Source organism: Candidatus Cardinium hertigii (genome assembly GCF_003176915.1).
Lineage (GTDB): Bacteria > Bacteroidota > Bacteroidia > Cytophagales > Amoebophilaceae > Cardinium > Cardinium hertigii_A.
On the sequence record NZ_CP029619.1, the window covers coordinates 427,193 to 445,402 of the forward strand.

At 39.3% G+C, this 18,210-nt stretch carries 17 protein-coding genes and 1 pseudogene; 5 read left to right on the forward strand and 13 right to left on the reverse strand.

Features of this window, described 5'->3' with window-relative positions:
• The first annotated feature begins 178 nt into the window (after window positions 1-178).
• The 3 genes from rpsG to rpsJ are packed head-to-tail and all read left to right on the forward strand — an operon-like array spanning window position 179 to window position 3,122.
• Entirely contained in the window at window positions 179-649 is a 471-nt protein-coding gene (rpsG, locus tag DK880_RS01580) for a 30S ribosomal protein S7 (RefSeq protein ID WP_109997088.1), read from the forward strand.
• Window positions 650-2,791, forward strand: a complete 2,142-nt coding sequence (fusA, locus tag DK880_RS01585) for an elongation factor G (RefSeq protein ID WP_109997089.1) — start codon at window positions 650-652, stop codon at window positions 2,789-2,791.
• 25 nt (window positions 2,792-2,816) lie between these two features.
• A complete protein-coding gene (gene rpsJ, locus DK880_RS01590) occupies window positions 2,817-3,122 on the forward strand; it encodes a 30S ribosomal protein S10 (RefSeq protein WP_109997090.1) in 306 nt (101 codons plus the stop codon).
• 274 nt (window positions 3,123-3,396) lie between these two features.
• Here the strand turns inward: rpsJ and DK880_RS01595 are convergent, their stop codons facing one another.
• The gene (locus DK880_RS01595; RefSeq protein ID WP_109997091.1) at window positions 3,397-3,627 is read right to left on the reverse strand and encodes a P-loop NTPase family protein; all 231 of its coding nucleotides are present in this window, start codon (window positions 3,625-3,627) and stop codon (window positions 3,397-3,399) included.
• Between DK880_RS01595 and DK880_RS01600 the strand changes: the two are divergent.
• Window positions 3,607-3,793, forward strand: a pseudogene (locus DK880_RS01600) (IS481 family transposase); the annotation flags it as partial. The gene DK880_RS01595 and the pseudogene DK880_RS01600 sit on opposite strands and share 21 nt — an antisense overlap.
• A gap of 457 nt (window positions 3,794-4,250) precedes the next feature.
• On the opposite strand, the gene DK880_RS01605 reads toward DK880_RS01600, so the two are convergent.
• Window positions 4,251-6,503 carry an ankyrin repeat domain-containing protein gene (locus DK880_RS01605; RefSeq protein ID WP_109997092.1) on the reverse strand — a complete coding sequence of 751 codons (2,253 nt, stop codon included), beginning with the start codon at window positions 6,501-6,503 and terminating at the stop codon, window positions 4,251-4,253.
• Window positions 6,504-6,660: 157 nt separating this feature from the next.
• On the opposite strand from DK880_RS01605, the gene DK880_RS01610 reads away from it, so the two are divergent.
• Window positions 6,661-7,026 (forward strand): phage holin family protein, encoded by a 366-nt coding sequence (locus DK880_RS01610; protein WP_109997093.1) that lies wholly within the window; start codon window positions 6,661-6,663, stop codon window positions 7,024-7,026.
• Window positions 7,027-7,216: 190 nt separating this feature from the next.
• Here the strand turns inward: DK880_RS01610 and atpG are convergent, their stop codons facing one another.
• The 11 genes from atpG to greA form a co-directional block, all read right to left on the reverse strand.
• The gene (gene atpG, locus DK880_RS01615; protein WP_109997094.1) at window positions 7,217-8,107 is read right to left on the reverse strand and encodes an ATP synthase F1 subunit gamma; all 891 of its coding nucleotides are present in this window, start codon (window positions 8,105-8,107) and stop codon (window positions 7,217-7,219) included.
• 88 nt (window positions 8,108-8,195) lie between these two features.
• On the reverse strand, window positions 8,196-9,773 hold the full coding sequence (gene atpA / locus DK880_RS01620) for a F0F1 ATP synthase subunit alpha (protein ID WP_109997095.1): 1,578 nt from the start codon (window positions 9,771-9,773) through the stop codon (window positions 8,196-8,198).
• Between the two features lie 249 nt (window positions 9,774-10,022).
• On the reverse strand, window positions 10,023-10,613 hold the full coding sequence (gene atpH, locus DK880_RS01625; RefSeq protein ID WP_162534103.1) for an ATP synthase F1 subunit delta: 591 nt from the start codon (window positions 10,611-10,613) through the stop codon (window positions 10,023-10,025).
• Window positions 10,606-11,106, reverse strand: coding sequence for a F0F1 ATP synthase subunit B (gene atpF / locus DK880_RS01630; protein WP_109997097.1), 501 nt, complete (start codon window positions 11,104-11,106; stop codon window positions 10,606-10,608). Before atpF ends, atpH begins: the two co-directional genes overlap by 8 nt.
• A 61-nt stretch (window positions 11,107-11,167) precedes the next feature.
• Window positions 11,168-11,401, reverse strand: coding sequence for an ATP synthase F0 subunit C (gene atpE, locus DK880_RS01635; RefSeq protein ID WP_109997098.1), 234 nt, complete (start codon window positions 11,399-11,401; stop codon window positions 11,168-11,170).
• A 75-nt stretch (window positions 11,402-11,476) separates the two neighbouring features.
• The gene (gene atpB, locus DK880_RS01640) at window positions 11,477-12,382 is read right to left on the reverse strand and encodes a F0F1 ATP synthase subunit A (protein WP_239302534.1); all 906 of its coding nucleotides are present in this window, start codon (window positions 12,380-12,382) and stop codon (window positions 11,477-11,479) included.
• A gap of 338 nt (window positions 12,383-12,720) precedes the next feature.
• Entirely contained in the window at window positions 12,721-14,808 is a 2,088-nt protein-coding gene (locus DK880_RS01645) for a putative porin (RefSeq protein WP_109997100.1), read from the reverse strand.
• 22 nt (window positions 14,809-14,830) lie between these two features.
• On the reverse strand, window positions 14,831-15,913 hold the full coding sequence (gene ychF / locus DK880_RS01650) for a redox-regulated ATPase YchF (protein ID WP_109997101.1): 1,083 nt from the start codon (window positions 15,911-15,913) through the stop codon (window positions 14,831-14,833).
• An 82-nt stretch (window positions 15,914-15,995) separates the two neighbouring features.
• Entirely contained in the window at window positions 15,996-16,298 is a 303-nt protein-coding gene (locus DK880_RS01655) for a DUF3276 family protein (RefSeq protein ID WP_109997102.1), read from the reverse strand.
• A gap of 210 nt (window positions 16,299-16,508) precedes the next feature.
• A complete protein-coding gene (locus DK880_RS01660) occupies window positions 16,509-16,850 on the reverse strand; it encodes a 4Fe-4S binding protein (protein WP_109997103.1) in 342 nt (113 codons plus the stop codon).
• 85 nt (window positions 16,851-16,935) lie between these two features.
• A complete protein-coding gene (gene greA / locus DK880_RS01665) occupies window positions 16,936-17,406 on the reverse strand; it encodes a transcription elongation factor GreA (RefSeq protein ID WP_109997104.1) in 471 nt (156 codons plus the stop codon).
• Window positions 17,407-18,210 lie beyond the last annotated feature (804 nt).

Here is an 18,210-nt window from a genome sequence, read left to right on the forward strand (position 1 = left end):
AAATAATAGATATAGGATAGGTTAATGGACTTTACAAGTTGCTAACGCAAATACAGCTCTCTGCCTGGTTCTCACATAGCACAAAAGCAGAGAGCATAGGGCCAAGTAATAGCAACAAAACGCATAGAGGAAACTAAGCCATGCAACAAAAGCAACAGAGGACAACCATATAATAGATATGAGAAGAAAACAAGCTACAAAAAGGATATTATCACCTGACTATAAATTTGGGGACCCGCTTATTACTAGATTTATAAATGGGTTAATGCAACAAGGCAAGAAAAGTATTGCTGCTACTATATTTTACAATACCATTGATTCAGTAGCACACAAGACCAATGAAAATGGTTTAGAAGTTTTTCGGAAGGCATTGCATAATGTAACGCCTACCTTAGAAGTTAAACGGCGGCGTGTAGGGGGGGCAACGCTGCAGGTACCTATTGAAATAAGGCAAGATAGGAAGGTGTTTTTGAGCATAAAATGGTTGATTGCTTATGCACGCGCCCGAGGGGAGAAAACCATGCAAGAAAAACTCACCAATGAGATTATTGCTGCTTCTAAGGAGGAAGGTGCGGCATTCAAGCGGAAAATAGATATCCATAAAATGGCTAGTTCGAACAAGGCCTTCTCTCATTTTGATTTAAAATAAATGGCAACCGAATTAGCATTTTTAAGAAATATAGGCATCATGGCGCACATTGATGCCGGGAAAACCACCACAACTGAGCGGATTTTGTATTATACAGGTCTGACCCATAAAATAGGAGAAGTCCACGAGGGGGGTGCCGTCATGGATTGGATGGCGCAAGAGCAAGAACGAGGTATTACTATTACCTCTGCAGCTACTACTACTTTTTGGAAATATCCTACCAGCCAAGGAAACGTCCATAACCAAACGCAAACTTATAAGATTAATATTATAGATACCCCTGGTCACGTGGACTTTACAGTAGAAGTAGAACGTTCTTTACGGGTATTAGATGGTGCCGTAGCATTGTTTTGCGCTGTGTCGGGTGTGGAACCGCAATCTGAAACTGTTTGGCGTCAAGCTGATAAATACAAAGTGCCACGTATCTGCTTTGTAAATAAAATGGATAGACCTGGTGCTGATTTCTTTAATACGCTTAACGAAATCAAAGACAAACTAGGGGCTAATCCTGTACCTTTGCAAATTCCTATTGGCAGTGAAGCTTCCTTTAGAGGAGTCGTAGATTTGATTACATATCAGGCTATTATTTGGAATGAAACAGACTTAGGAATGAGCTATGAAATTATAGCTATTCCTGAGGATTTAACTGAAACTGTTGAGGAATGGCGTCAAAAGCTTCTGGAAAGTGTAGCCAGTTATGATGAGGTATTAATGGAGAAGTTTTTTGACAATCCTGCAGCGATTACAACAGATGAAATTAGGGCTGCTATACGCAAAGCAGTTATTGATCTTTCTTTTTCTCCTGTGCTTTGTGGTTCTGCTTTCAAAAACAAGGGGGTTCAAGCTTTACTGGATTCCGTCTGTGCATACCTGCCTTCCCCTATGGATTTACCGCCCGTTACTGCTATACATCCAGACACAGAAGCCGCTATAATACGGGAAGCAAATAATAGTGCCCCTTTTACAGCACTGGCTTTTAAGATTGCTACGGATCCTTTTGTAGGAAGGCTTGCTTTTTTACGGGTCTATGCAGGTGAATTAGAAGCTGGTTCTTATGTCCATAATAACAGGACAGGCAAAAAAGAACGCATCGCTCGCTTGATGCAAATGCATGCTAACAAACAAAATCCCATTGATAAGGTACAAGCAGGTGACATTTGTGCGGTAGTAGGCTTTAAAGAAATTAAAACAGGAGATACGTTAACAGGTGAGAAGGATAGGGCTATATTAGAGTCTATTACCTTCCCAGAGCCTGTTATTGGGTATTCTATTGAACCAAAGAAACAAGCAGATCAGGATAAACTGACGCTCTCTATTGCTAAATTAATGGAGGAGGATCCTACCCTACGTATGGAAACTGATCGGGAAACGGGTCAAACTATCCTAAAGGGCATGGGAGAGCTGCATTTAGAAATCATTATTGACCGGCTAAAGCGAGAGTTTAAGCTTGAAATTAACCAAGGAGCTCCTCAGGTAGCCTATAAAGAGGCCCTTACCATAACCATAGAACATAAAGAGGTATACAAAAAACAAACAGGCGGTAGAGGTAAATTTGCAGATATTGTTTTTGAGATAGGTCCTAAAGAAAAAACCACTCCCTCATCCGATATGCCTGGTTTAGAATTTATAAATAAAATAGTAGGAGGGGCGATTCCTAAAGAGTTTATACCAGCCATTCAAAAGGGATTTGAAGCAGCTATGGATAATGGTCCTTTGGCTAATTATCCAGTAGAATCGATGCGGGTCAAGCTACTACATGGCTCTTACCATGAGGTTGATTCAGATTCCTTATCTTTTGAATTAGCTGCTAGAGCTGGCTTTAGGGCTGCTGCACAAAAGGCATCCCCTGTTCTATTAGAACCTATTATGGCGGTGGAAGTAGCTACACCTGATGCATTCACAGGCCCCGTAACAGGGGATCTTAACAGAAGAAGAGGTATTATGAGGGGAATGAACAACAAAGGAGGCGCTCAAATTATTAAAGCAGATGTTCCATTGGCGGAACTATTTGGCTATGTTACTGATCTACGGACTATTACATCAGGTAGAGCCTCTGCTTCACTCACTTTCTCTCATTATGAACCTGTTTCTAAAAACTTAGCAGAAAATATTATCAATAAAGCTAAAGGCATAACATTATAAATAATAGCATTACTATCGTATACCTATGAAGCAAAAAATTCGGATTAAGCTTAAGTCATTTGACGCTATGCTTTTAGATAAATCAGCAAAGCGCATTGTTAAGGCAGTAAAGGCTACCAAAACTGTTGTAAATGGTCCTATACCTCTTCCGTGTAAGAAAGAGGTATATACTGTATTACGTTCTCCTCATATTGATAAAAAATCGCGCGAACAGTTTCAACTTTGTACGCATAAAAGGTTAATAGACATCTATTACAGTAGCGCAAAGGCAGTAGACGCACTGACGAAATTAGAGCTCCCAAGCGGTGTGGAAGTGAAAATTGAAGCGTAGGGCACTACTGCGTACGCTTTATCTATCCTATTGAACCTGTATAGCAGGTCGACAGTTAGGCAACCTAATCATTAAAGTAGCTCATAGCAGTAGCTAAGGGCTTTCCATAAATATAAGATTGTACAAACAGCCTTGTCTACTCATATGCTACAGTTAGCGTTCCTTTGTATACTTTAATGATCCTATCAAAGGAGACTAATTTTATGCTCCTATGGATAATGTACAGGATAATTTTATCTCTTAAATATTCAAAAAGTATAGGAATAAGTTGTGATTATTTATGGTAATCAACTACTAATATTGATTCATTGAATAGCATACATGGTGTATTTTTCAATATCGTACCTGCAATACATATCTTTTGTCTTTGTCCACCTGATAATTTTAATCCAGAGCTTTCAGCATGCATCCTATATTCATCTGTTAAAAAAGAGATAAAATCGTGACAACGTGCCTTTTTAGCTGCTTCTACAACTTCTTGATAAAAGGCAAAATAGAACCTCATACTTTTGAGCTATTTTTAAGCATAGAAAAGGTATAAGAACATACCCTAACTAAGGTCTATTCACTACAAACCAATGGACTTTGTGAGCGTTTTAGATGACTTACAACAAGACTTAGATAGTTGGTTGCATTACTATAACCATGCACAACCCCACTCTGGGAAGTATGGTATCATGTCTATATTATAGACTAGTTACCTACCTAACGAGCAAAATTAGTTTATTTATTTTATAGCCGTTCTCTTTATTTTTATGACTTATTCATAATATAAATTATTTATAAATTTTTTACCTCTTAAGCTATATATGCCTATTCCATTTATTATTTGAACAAAAATACAATGGTGTCTGGTAAATGAGCGGTTAACTACTTGCAAGGAATTTAATGTTATGCTATGTATGGGACATAATCTATGACTTATCACAAGAAAAACACTCCTAACATACACATAATCATTCAGAACTATTTTATACACTAAGCATTTCTCTCTCAGAACAATTATACCTATATAATAATGGTCAGCTGAAATAGAACCTAACCTACCATTTGAGTGTAAAAAAGTAGACAAAAAATAAACCTATTGTGTAATAAATACTTCAGGGAAGACGAAGTACCCAAGCTCCCTTAAGAAGGCAACTGCCTTTTACCTTGTAACGCACGTTCTAATTCTTTATGACATGCTACATGACCATTCTGCAATGCTAAATAATCCGCTGTTTTATTAAATTTATTGCGCTTCTTTAAAGAAGCCGAAGCGTTAATCAACGTACGTACAATGGAAAGGTGTCCATTTTGTGCAGCCAAGTGCAAGGGCGTATTGGCGTAGTTATCTACTGCATCAATATCTGATTGGGTAGATGCAGCTAATATAGCTCTCACAGAGACCAAGCAGCCATTTTGTGCAGCAGTATGTAAGGGCGTTTCTCCTGTTTTCCTTCTAGTTTTAACCGACGCACCATGACGCAAAAGAAGTAATATACAATCCGTATGGCCGTGCTGAACAGCTGCATGTAAAGCGGTTTCACCCAATCGATTAGCTACGTCAAGCTTAGGTTTATGCTTGCGCTTGACAAGCTTATCCATACCTGGTTGCTCAGCTAACTTATTTTTAAGTTTTTTAGCAATAGGACTCCCATTTTCTTGCTCGTCTGCCTTAATTAACATCTCTATACATGCTAAATGGCCATTTGAAGCAGCCAAATACAAAGGGGTCTCCTTCGCCTTATTGCATACCCTGACGCTTGCACCTGCTTGAATCAACGCTTCTAAACAGGCTATATTCCCCTTTTTTGCTACAATATGTACGGCAGTACTCCCTGATTTTTTAGCAGCATTGATGTTTTTTTTACATTTCTCATTGGCTAATAATAGCTGTAAAAGATCAAAATCACCATTCTTAGCAGCTATATGGAACGGCATAATACCCCACTGATTGGCTGCATCAACCGCTGCCCCCTGCTCTATAAGTGCTATGGTACAATCTTTATGTTGGAAATTGGCAGCAAGGTGAAGCGGCGTATGATGGAAACGATCCAATGCATCAAGCTTAGCGCCTGCTTGTAGCAATAGCTTTACAGCAGCTACCTGATTTCCTTTAGCAGCCATATGCAAAGGGGTATAGCATTCTTCGGTAACCAGATGAACATTTCCCCCCGTTTGTATAAGTAAATTTAAACAGCGATTGTGACCATGAAAAGCTGCTAGATGCAAGGGCGTTTTATGATAGATATCTACCGCATTTACAGCAGCACCTATTGCAACAAGCTGCTCCACACAAGCAAAATGCCCCGCTTGAGCTGCCAAATGTAAAGGCGTACGCTGCTTAGCAGCTAACACTTCAATACTTTCTGGACTCATACGCAATAATAATTGCAAACAGGTTAACCTACCATAATAAGCTGCTACATGTAAAGGTGTATTTTGCTCTTTATCACGTGCCTGTGGGTTACCGCCTGCCTCTAATAAAAACTGTAAACCGTTTACATGTCCATGCAAAGCAGCCGCATGCAAAGGCGTATGCAATCCTTCTACTGCATTTATAGCTGCCTTGTGCTGTACAAGTTCTTGTAACGCAGCCAACTGCCCCTGTTGAGCAGCCAAGTAGAGCGGAGAAATACCATGGGGTGTAACCGTATTTACATTGGCATGATGCTGCAATAAGAACCGTATACAAGCTACCTTTCCACTCTGCGCTGCCATATGCAAAGGGGTTAGCTTATCCTGCTTTGTAAAGACCTGTACCTTGGCACCTGCTTGTATCAATGCCTGCACAGAAGCTAGAGAACCCGCTAAAGCAGCACAATGAAGAGGGGTAACCAGATCTGCATCTACCGCATGTACATTAGCTCCTCTCCTATCCAGCAAGTAACTTACGCAAGCAACCGAATCTGCTTCTGCAGCTGCATGCAATGGAGTTCTTCCTTGCTGGTTGACAATACGCATATTAGCCCCAGCAATCATAAGCTCCCGAATAATAGGAAGATGCCCCTTTTGAGCAGCTAAATAAAGCGGCGTTCTCCCAAAGGAATCTGTTAGGTTTACTTTAGCCCCTACATTAATCAACTCTTGAACACAAAATAAGTGGCCCCTCGCAGCAGCAATATGTAAGGCAGTCGTTTGGTAGCTGTCCACTGCATGCACGTTGGCCCCTGCTTCAAGTGAGGAACGTAATATACTTACGTTCCCTTGAGCTGCCGCCCTGTGTAGCGCTATAGGAGCAACAAAATTATTGATAGGAATAGAAGGAGGAATGGTTGAAAGAATGGGAACTTCCTGATTTACTACTTTGATTGCTGCATTAGCCATAGCTAGCTGAGGAAAACCCATGCCCAATACAAACGTACTAAATAGTGGTAATAAAAGATACTCGGTTAACATATAATATATTTTTTATGTGTTTGTAGAAGAATTACTAAATATAACTTATCTTGCATGCGTAATGCAAATAAAATTTTCACCTACTTTTAGTAAACGATAGGCAACCTACTTTCCTAAAAATAAAAAAATCTTTTTGCGTTTAACAAATAAGAATTATATGAAAAATTTGAATATGAATATACGCAAATTACTATTCGATTTAGTAAAATTTATCCTAAGACTTTTATTTGATGCATGCGCGATGGTTTGTATAGCCAAAAAAGCAGGCAAGAAATTAAGCTCCCTTATTGAAACATCCAAAGACAATATGAAAACAAAAGGAAAAAAAATAGGGAGGATGCTTTTACTGATTTGTTTCATTTGGACCTTGCTCAGCTTAGGGTTGCGTTTCTTATTATTTGGACTGGCAACCTGGTTAAACAAGCTATTGTCTGGTACATGTATAGGATTTTGTATAGTATCCGTGCTTTGCTTCCTAAGTGCATTAGGTATGATACGGCTGCTTTATAAAAGCAATACATAAAATAAAAAAAGTATAGTAGACCAATCAGTTATAGGAGAAACCCATAAGATAACCTTTGCACAGCTGCCACTGGTACTCAAAAAAAGGGAACACAACTATTTTGGGGACTATTTTGGGGCACAAAAGCACTCCTAACCTATATACCCTGAAGAAAATAGCCAAAAGAGCACAGCCACAGCATCTGCTTATGCTATCTTGTGGCCAATGCTTCAGCAGCTGTTGTAATTTCAGCTAAAGAATTAGTAATCAATGCTTGTCTCGTTCTATTGTAATGAATCCGTAATACTTTTAAAAAAGCATCTGCATTGTCCGTTGCCTGACTCATGGTAAGCATCCTAGCTGCATGCTCGCTAGCCATAGACTCAACCAACCTATTCATAACTTGATTTTTAAGTACCTCAGGTATAAGCTGCGCTATAAGTAACTGCTGTGTAGGTTCATACATATAATGCGGCCATTGCGTGTTAGGGGGACTTTCATAAGCATTCAATGCCAAGGGTAAAAAAGAAGCTGTGGCTACTTCCTGGCTAACGGCATTTTTAAAAGCCGTATAAACCCATACTATTTCCGTATAGCGCGCTTCTTGGTAAGTTTTGATGCAATGCTCGGCTAGCCTATGGCCTCCTTTCCAAAAATCTTTCTCTAAAAGATCAACATAATCATCTATAATAGGGTAATTTCCGTTTTTAAAGCATTGGTAAGCTTTCTTCCCAATAACCAACAATTCTATGGTAGCAGTAGCAGCTGACTTACAGCTCTCCATATAGCAACTGGCAGCTTTCAGAACATTTTTATTAAACGCACCACATAAACCGCGATCAGCTGTGACAACAATAAGTAATAACCGCCGTGGTTTCTCTGCTGCTTTTACAGTTAAGGGATGGGATAACATACTACCACTTATCCCCTGTAAAGCAGTCTGCAAAAGGATATTATACTGCATCGTATATTCCTTAAGCGGTAGCAAAAGCTGTTGAATCTTATATAGCTTAGAAGCAGCTATCATATTCATAGCTTTGGTAATCTGCTGCGTAGAAGTGATCAGATTAATCCGGTTTACTACTTCTTTAAGATAGGCCATAATGAAGATTTTTACTTATTACCCTCTCCGCTTATTCAATATAAACTAAACAAGGAACATCCTGTTAAGGCATTCACTTTTGAACACATTACGTATACTTAACCAGGATATTTTTAGCTACTGTTATGAGCATCTTAATGAGCTGATTGTCCCACTGTCCACCCGCTATACTGGTCAATAGGGTGGGATGTTGTATCCGTAATATATCTAAAAATTGCTTTTCAAATAACTTTACCTGATCTAATGGAACGGCATCTAAATACCCCCCCATCGCTATATAAAGGAGCGCTATCTGTTCCTCCACTGGCATGGGTGCGTGCAACCCTTGATTGAGTAGCTCCTGATTCTTACGACCACGCTCAATAGCTCGCTTAGTAGTAGCCTCTAAATCAGAACTAAATTTTGAAAAAGCCTCTAGCTCAGCGAATTGTGCTTGATCTAATTTTAAAGTAGCTGCTATTTTTTTAATTGCCTTCATTTGTGCAGCTCCCCCTATACGGGATACCGAAATGCCAACATTAATAGCAGGCCTGATACCAGCATTAAACAAATTCGTTTCTAAAAATATCTGCCCATCCGTAATGGAAATAACATTCGTAGGAATATAAGCAGAAACATCACCCATTTGTGTTTCAACAATAGGCAATGCCGTTAAAGAGCCGCCTCCTTTTATTTTTCCCTGTAAGGATTGCGGACAATCATTCATGGAAGAAGCCATTGCATCATTGCTAATGATACGTGCTGCACGTTCTAGTAAACGAGCATGTAGATAAAAGACATCACCAGGAAAGCCTTCCCTACCAGGTGGCCTGCGCAATAATAAAGATAACTCCCTATAGGCAACAGCTTGTTTGGATAGGTCATCATAAATTACCAATGCATTCCGCCCTGTATCTCTAAAAAATTCACCAATAGCTGCCCCTGCAAAGGGAGCAAAAGATTGCATAGACGCAGCAGCAGCAGAAGAGGCTGCTACAATAATGGTGTAAGGCATCGCACCATACCGTGTTAACGTATCTACCACATTCGCTATAGACGATGCCTTCTGCCCAATCGCTACATAAATACAATAAACAGGTTCTCCTTTTTCAAACAATCTGCGTTGATTAATAATAGTATCTATTGCAATGGTTGTTTTCCCAGATTGCCTATCACCGATGATTAGCTCTCGCTGACCTCGACCAATAGGGACCATGGCATCAATGGTTTTTAATCCTGTTTGAAGCGGTGTATTAACGGGTTCTCTGTAAATAACTCCTGGTGCATTGCGCTCCAAAGGCAACGCAAAGCAAGGACCTGCTATGGGACCATTCCCATCTATAGGCTCTCCCAGCGTGTTGATTACACGTCCTAATAAACCCTCCCCTACCTGAATAGAAACTACACGCCTGGTCCTGCTAACCATATCTCCCTCTTTTATGGTATTGGCATCCCCCAATACTACAGCCCCCAATAGCTGCTCTTCCAAATTTAAGGCTAACCCTTTACACCCATTATCGAAAACAAGTAGCTCCCCAGCTTGTACACTAAAAAGCCCATAAATGCGCACCACCCCATCACCAGATTGTACCACCGTACCTGTTTCTTCTAATTCGGCTTTTGTTTTAAAACTGGCTAGCTGTTCCTGTAATAAAGCTAAAATCTCATTTGTATTTATATGCACCATCACTTTTAATTATAAAAAGAACATCCGCTCCCCTACGTTCTAAAGTGCCTGACTAGCATAACTAGCCCATTAACTAGCATAACTCCTGACTAGCACAGCTAGCCCATTAACTAGCGTGCAAAAGCACAGCTAGCCCATTAACTAGCGTGCAAAAGCACACTAGTTCAATATAGCTGCAGTTGCTCCTTACATCCTAACCGCCCCATGGAAAGGTCCTTTGGATCAGTGGTATACCGTATGCCAAACATTTCATATGCCCTTAACCAGATGCTTCTGTAAGGCATAAAGGGAATGTTTTATGGTTTTATCCCATTGTAAGGTTCCAATTTGCAGCTTATATCCACCCATAACCGAGGGATCGATTTGCTGGGTTAATTTAATTTCTTTGCATGAAAACCTTTTTTTTACCTTCTCCATCAGCTTTTCTACGCAATCTTCTGGTAAAGCAACTGCCGTAGTTAGTACTACAGACTGCACTCCCCTGTAGACATGATAGGCCTTTTCAAAAGCATATAGCATAGCCCTTAATTGGCTTGCCTGACGTTGATTTACCAAAAAATCAATAAACTTCTTTAAAATAGGGGGCGTATCAGACCGATACAGCAAACCAAGTAATCGACGTTTTTCAGCAGTAAACACAGTAGGATTTTGAAGCACATGCTGCAAAGTAGGGACTTCCTTGAACTGATTTTGCAAAAAAATTATTTCCTGATAAATAGGTTGCAGTAAGCCATCTTGTATAACATGCGTTAAAAAAACACGTACATAATCTGCTACCGCTTTATCTACCTGCTCAGCCATACAACCACTGCTTTGTAATTTATTGTTACAGTTAAGCAAACTGCTTTTCCCCTGTTATAAAACGCTCTATAAGGGCTAATTGCTCCTGATCCTTACGCAACTCGCTACACAATAGCTTTTCAGCTATCTGAATAGACAACAAGCCTATATGGCTCTTTGCTTCTTCCAATACACGCTTCTCCTCCCTCTCTAAGGCTAACCTAGCTTCTGCTAGCAGCTGCTCCTTTAAAGTGATCCCCTCCTGGCGCGCTTGCTCAATAATTTTTTGCTTGGTCTCCAGTGATTCACTGATAATACGTTCCCGCTCTAAATTAGCTTCCTCTAGCAATCGTTCCCGCTCAACCACAGCTTGCGCCATAGAGGTCTGTGCAGCGGAAATTTGACTTATGGAATGTGCTACAGCTTCCTCACGTGCTTGCAATACCCCTATAATAGGCTTCCACGCAAACTTAGCCAATACCCAAAGGACTGTTAAGAGTGTAATGGTTTGCCAAAATAGGATACCAAAATCAGGTGTTATTAAGTAATTCATAAATGATATTGGATTTACAACACGAATACAAACAAATGTTTAGAGCACATTGGGAGCCCCCTTACTTCAACACAATAAGAAGACAAACCAATATAGCAAAAAGCGCAGCACCCTCAATAAGCGAGCAAGCAATAATCATAGCAGCTCGAACTTGACCGCTAATCTCTGGTTGCCTACTGATAGCTTCCATAGCCGCATGACCAATTTTCCCAATGCCAATAGCAGCACCCAATACGACAATACCTACACCGATACCTGCACCAGCATAGGCATAAGATGAACTTATATCCAACATATAATTTAATTTAAAATAATTAATATAAATTTTATACCCACTGCTAACCGTTCCGCAACCATTATCTGTAATACGTTAATGGCATCCCTTCTCTGCTACAGCCTGCCCTAAATAAATAGCAGAAAGTAGCGTAAAAACGTAGGCCTGTAACACAGCTACCACTAACTTTAATAGAAACATAAATGTACTAAAAGGCAGAGTAACCGCAAAACCTACCCAGATACTTTTAAGGCTAAACACTAACCCTATAATGCTTAATAAGATAATATGTCCTGCAGTGATATTGGCAAATAGCCGCACCATAAGAGAGAAAAATTTGGTAAAAATACCTACCATTTCTAGAGGGACCATGATAGGCCACAGCCATTTAGGGACCTCTGCTGGCTTAAATATATGGGACCAATACTGCTTATTGCCATTTATAATGGTTAGCACAATGGTAAACGCAGCCAACACCAACGTAACTGAAATATTTCCCGTTACATTAGCCCCACCGGGTAACAAACCTAAAAGATTATTCAGCCATATAAAACAAAAAACCGTCAATAAATAAGGTAGAAACCTTTCGTAGTGTCGCCTCCCTATGTTAGGAATAGCAATCTCATCTTTTATAAAAGAAACGATTAAATCTACAAAAGCCATAAAGCCACTCGGAACAAGGCAAGCCGTTCGTTGGTATTTTCTTGCTGCTACTAGTAAAACAGCTACCAATAGTAGTATACTTCCCAACATGGCAGCTATATTTTTGGTAATCGAAAGATCTACCACAGACCTACTAGCATCTACACAACAAATGGTATTACTTACCATACGATAACCCCGGAAAGGAACCGCATGCTGCTGATGATCATAAAAACGAGCAGAAGAAAAACACTCCATACCCCTATCTCGGGAATACAGTATAATTGGTAAAGGTAAGGTGACATGATACTGCCCAACCGTTGCAAAATGCCAGTCATGCGCATCTGTTACATGCTCCATAATGAAACCAGCTGATGCCCCTTGCTGGGCCCTACAAGGCAAAATAAAACTGAGGAGCAAGAGCAAACCATAACCATAAGAACTTACGTTTCTATCATAGAAGCACCTCTTAAACATATAAACCTTTATTTATACTGTAAACAATTTTATAAGCATCCCTACTAGAAACAATCCATAACATGCTAGGATAACCTGTCCTAACACATTAAGATAGTGAATAAACCTGTCCTTTTTCTTTTTTTTTAAAAATACATAGTTAGTAGGAATTTGCCAAGCAAATTAAACAAATAGGGCAGCTTCCGCAAAAGCCGTTAAAGATTAAAAACCTACTACCAACACTAATCAAAGAAAGACCAATGTACCCCTATATCCGCTGCAGGTTTCTGACCAGGGTAAAAAGGTGTCGCAAAATAGGACTTCCCCTTTCCCCCTTTTTCATCACCAAAATAATCATTGATACAGCTAAATTTTATTGATATTTTTATATTGCTTAACCTGTAATTCACAAAAAAATCCACAATAGGACAGCCTTGTACCGCAAAGCGTTGCTGCTTGTAAAAACGTTGGGCTATTATATCATAACCATCTGCATAATGCAATGCTTTCTTATGTACGTTTATACCTATTTCTATAGCCATCTTTTTTTCGTAGGGCTGATGCGCAAAATAATAACGCCCTGTATAGCTATACCAGGGCATGCGTCCTTTATAAATTTTAGGCTTAAGGTTGCTGATATCCTTTAAGAAAAAGAGCGTATTATCTATATGAAAATAAGAAAAAGAAACATCCAAATGACCCCCATAGGAGCAGAGATCAATAGGATCAGCAACCTGCGATGGAACAGAAATACAATGCACATCACTATCCTTTTTTATCTCATTATCACCAATCCATTCTTTATAATAAATAAGATTATGCATTCTTTGCAAAGTAACCATGGGTTCTACACGTACCCAAGGTAATAGCTTGCAGGTGAACGCTGCGGCCAACTGTTGGGTAGCTGGCGCTTTGTAAGTTTTAGGCCAGTGACGATAAGGAAAGTAACCATGCTGGACTAAGTAGGGTACCTTATGCTTAAGGGTATCACAGACTAACTTAAAAAAACGATTCTGATAGGCTAGCATTAAGGTATAGTAACCAGCTCCTGCCCATCCATATTCCCCCTCTAACTGGAACTGGTGACGCATACGCTGGGTAAGATCCCATTGCAGATGACCACCTAGATAGAATTCGTCTTCTTTGTTACCTTTATTCTTTTTTCCTACATCTGCTAGTAAAAAAGGAGTAGTAGCCTTTTCAAGGGGGTTAGAAAAATCCTGTTCAAAATGAATATTTTCTAGTCTAGCATGTACATTATAATCCACATCAATGGATGCTATACGCCCTTTAACGCCTATTTCATTATGGCGCACATTGAGCAGGACCTTACTTTCTATTGCTGGTAAGTGATCCTCTGTAGATTTAGATATAGGGGCTATAAAACGAGCATTTTCTTCTTTACATGCAATATTGCTCTTATTATTTTTACAGCTATAGGAGAACTCATGGTAGCATTGTATACCAGCACTAAAGTGATATTGATGAAAGAAATAGAAATGCCGTCTCTTATCGTCATGCTGAACTTGATTCTCACCGTTAAGTGAGATTCTAGCTTGGATGCCCTTTTCATCTAAAAATTTCCGAAAGTAACGACAGCGATTCAAAGGATCAGCTGGATAGGATTCCTCCTTCTTATTAAGCTGGACCCCACCCGTTTCTTTGGTACGATAGTTCATTATAGAATAGCTCGTACAAGCATAATAGGCTGAATCCAATAGATGAAAATGGGTAAAAATATCAAATTGAGGGAAGGCATCTACAATCTTCTTGTCCTCTTTATGCATTTGAGGCCATTCATTTTCTGTCATGGCACCATATAGGTTGATACCTGCAAACCAATTATCTAGCAATCGTTGGCTATAGCAGCCATCAAAAACAAAGCTCCCTATATTAGCTAAAACAACATTAAAATAGGTATAAGCCTTTGATTTAGGCATGCAATAGTAGCGTATATCCTGTGGCTGATGAAAATTAAAATCATAAACAGAGATTCCATCTGTGGCACCTATCCGTTGGGGCAACCTATAAGGGATGTATTGCGTAGCTGTCCAATTATTACCAAGATTTTGCAATAAATAATTATGCTGCTCCACGACCATAAAACGGTCCATTTTTGCTAGGGAGACCTCAATTGGCTTGTACTGGTTGCGATTATATTTTATATCTCTTGGTGTAATAAAAAAGGTAGTATTCGCCTTAACTTTATCTTCTGTGGGCTGTTCAAAAATATCTTCTGGTTTTGCAGCAAAACTTTTAAAAGGCAAAGCCAGTATTAAAAGCAAGTAGCTATACCATCGCCGCGTAGGATTAGCTAGCATCGTATACATCGGTTATATATTCCTTCTACTTTTACACATTAAAACGGAAAAGCAGCACATCTCCATCCTGTACCACATAATCTTTTCCTTCTATGCGTAATTTCCCGGCATCCCGACAAGCACTTTCGCTTTTGTAAGTCTGATAATCTTGGAAGGAGATCACTTCTGCTTTAATAAAGCCCCGCTTAAAATCCGTATGAATCATACCAGCTGCTTGTGGGGCTTTACTTCCTTTTTGAATGGTCCATGCACGTACTTCCTCTGGTCCTACCGTAAAATAGGTAATAAGCTGCAGTAAGGCATAAACGGATTGAATGAGCTTATGGAGCCCAGGCTCTGTAAGATTATATTCCGCCAGAAAAAAACGCTGCTCCTCATCCGTTAATAGGTTAAATTGTGCCTCCAAAGCCGCACAACCTACTATCAGCTCAGCATCTACTATTGCCTCTTGCAGCGCAACCATATGCGTATTTTCTTTCCCTAATAAAGTAGCTTCGTCCACATTAGCAAAGTAAACAACAGGCTTGGCTGTTAACAGCTGCCAGGCGTTTTGTACAGCGTTTTCTATTGGCACGCACCGTATATCTCTCCCTTGCTTTAAGGCTTGTAGCAAATGCTGCAAGCCCATAACCTCCTGCTGATCTGCTGCCCCCCCCTGCTTGGCCAGCTTCTCCGCCTTTTCCAATCGCTTGGTTAGGGTATCTATATCCTTACAGCGTAGCTCATGCTCAATGATCTCTTTATCAAATAAAGGATCTACCCCACCTGCTACATGCAGCACATTCTCTTCTTCAAAGCATCGGATAACATGTACAATAGCATCCACCTCCCGTATATGGCCAAGGAACTGATTCCCTAGTCCCTCCCCTTCATGCGCACCTTGTACCAGCCCAGCTATATCTACAAATTCTATAGTAGTAGGCACACTACGTTTGGATTGCGCCCACGTAGAAAGCAGTTTGATACGCTTATCTGGCACTACTACAACGCCCCTATTGGGCTCTATAGTACAAAAAGGGAAGTTGGCAGAAGCTGCATTCCCATTAGATAAGGCATTAAATAACATTGACTTACCTACATTAGGCAAGCCAACAATCCCACATTTTAAAGCCATACAATAAAAAAATACAAGCCAACACTTTTATACCCCCTAAAATGAACAGCTAAAAAATGAATACTAAGTAAATAAAAGCTACCTATTTTTGATAGGATTCTGTATCCCGATCATTTTTATCGAACGCATAATCAGACATTAAATTTGTCTTAAGGTGATGAACCACCTCATTAAGCGCACGCACAAACTTATTCACATCCTCCTTGTATAAAAATATTTTATGCTTTTCATAAAACATGCCATCCTCCTCTGTTCTTTTTTTGCTCTCCGTGATGGTAAGGTAATAATCTTTACTTCTGGTTGATTTTATATCAAAGAAATAAACCCTTTTGCCTGCATTTACTCGTTTAGAATAAATTTCATCTAGTTCTGTACGTGACTCCACTGTATCTATTATTTATTAATAAAATTCGCAAGTAATATAGTTAACCATGTATGTATATACATTCTTCGTTTTTAAATTGGCTACACTTTATCCTGTTACGCGTAAGCTACCCGAAACGGGAAACAACCCTCCGCTTGGAATAAAGCTTGAAACGACTCTGCTGCCAATCAACTTCCCTAAAGTTATTGAATATATAGGTAACTTACCTAATTATCCATGCAGAAATTGTTTTTTTGCTAACAGCTCTTCCTGGGTTTCTGTATGATCGAGATCTAGCACACAACAATCTACCGGGCAAACTGCGGAACATTGCGGTTCGTCGTGGAAACCAACACATTCCGTACATTTATCTGTAACAATATAAAACACATCTTCTGTATAGGGCGGCTGAGGGAGTGTGGCATCCACCTTTTTCCCTTCTATAAGCACTTCTTTTAATTGCGTTCCCTCTGCCCATTGCCAGGGGACTCCACCCTCATATATGGCAGTATTAGGGCACTCTACTGCACAGGCCCCACAATTGATACAAGCATCTGTTATGCGTAAAGCCATGATTGTTCCTAATTAATTATATTTTTTCCTAAAAATTAAGGCAATAGCCAAACTATGACAACTTAAAAATTTTAATGCTTTATTTCTATAGGTCCAAGCCAATTTTTAAAATTTCTAACTCGATAATACCAGCAGGCGCATCAATCATTGCTATATCCCCTACCTTTTTTCCTAATATTCCTTTCCCTATGGGAGAATCAACCGATATCTTACTTTGCTTTAAATCAGCTTCTCCTTGTGAAACAAGCATAAAAACAGATTCCATACCCGTTTTTCTGTTTTTTACACATGCTTTAGAGAGAATAGAAACACGGGATAAATCAATCTCCCCTAGGTTTAATACCCTAGCGCTAGCCACTAAATTTTCTAAAGCAGCAATTTTAGCCTCTAATAAGCCTTGTGCCTCTCTAGCAGCATCATACTCTGCATTTTCACTTAAATCCCCCTTTTTACAAGCTTCTGCAATATCATGTGCTACCCGAATGCGAGCTTCTCCTTTTAAAAAGCTAAGCTCTTTTTTAAGCTGATCAAGACCTTCTTCTGTATAATAAGTCATGAATGTTCTACATTTTTATGTTTCCAAGTAACCCTCCAGCTATAGCGCTAGGATGTAGCTGATTCTTTACCATTGTTTCTTTCTTATTCAAAGAAATAACTGCTTACAAAGGGCATGATTCCCACTCCTTGCTAGCTTAAAGAATGTCTACAACTAAAAAAGCATCCCGCCCATAGAAGTAGATTTCCACCTTACGGGATGCAACAGCAAAATTGTAACGCAACCCTAACAGATGGTTTAATCTGTAAAAGCTTGACCTGCAAACGACAAACTAAAAATAAGTAAAATGTTTTTTTGCTACTTGTTTTTAACAAAAGAGATAGCAACAATCCCTTTAACAAGCTTTACACTAATATGCTACTTTTTTTTGACAAAGAAAATCTTAAATTCAGCTAACGTGCCTTCTCTCTGGCCAAAATAGTAGAAACCGCTCAAATGGCTCATGAGCAAATGCAACTAAAAGGTCAAATGGGCTTGCCTATTCCTAAATTCAAAATGAAGAAAAATTCAGCTTGGAGTTGGGTTCCTATTAAATTAAATTAGGTAATATTGAAAATTTTAATATGTCAACAATTAAAAGCAAATTTTAGTTAATAATCATCCAAGAGTGGGAGAAATCATAATAGGGCAAAAAACTTTGCTACTGTTGAGCAAGACTTTGATTTTTTATCTTATTCCTTTATACCCTATCAGGTAACACCATGAACAATAAACTATAGTAGTAGCATGCTTAGTCTTTTTAAGCACATTTCTTAGAAAGCCTCCCACCATTCTTGGACATACGATAAAAAAGGAAAAGCTAAA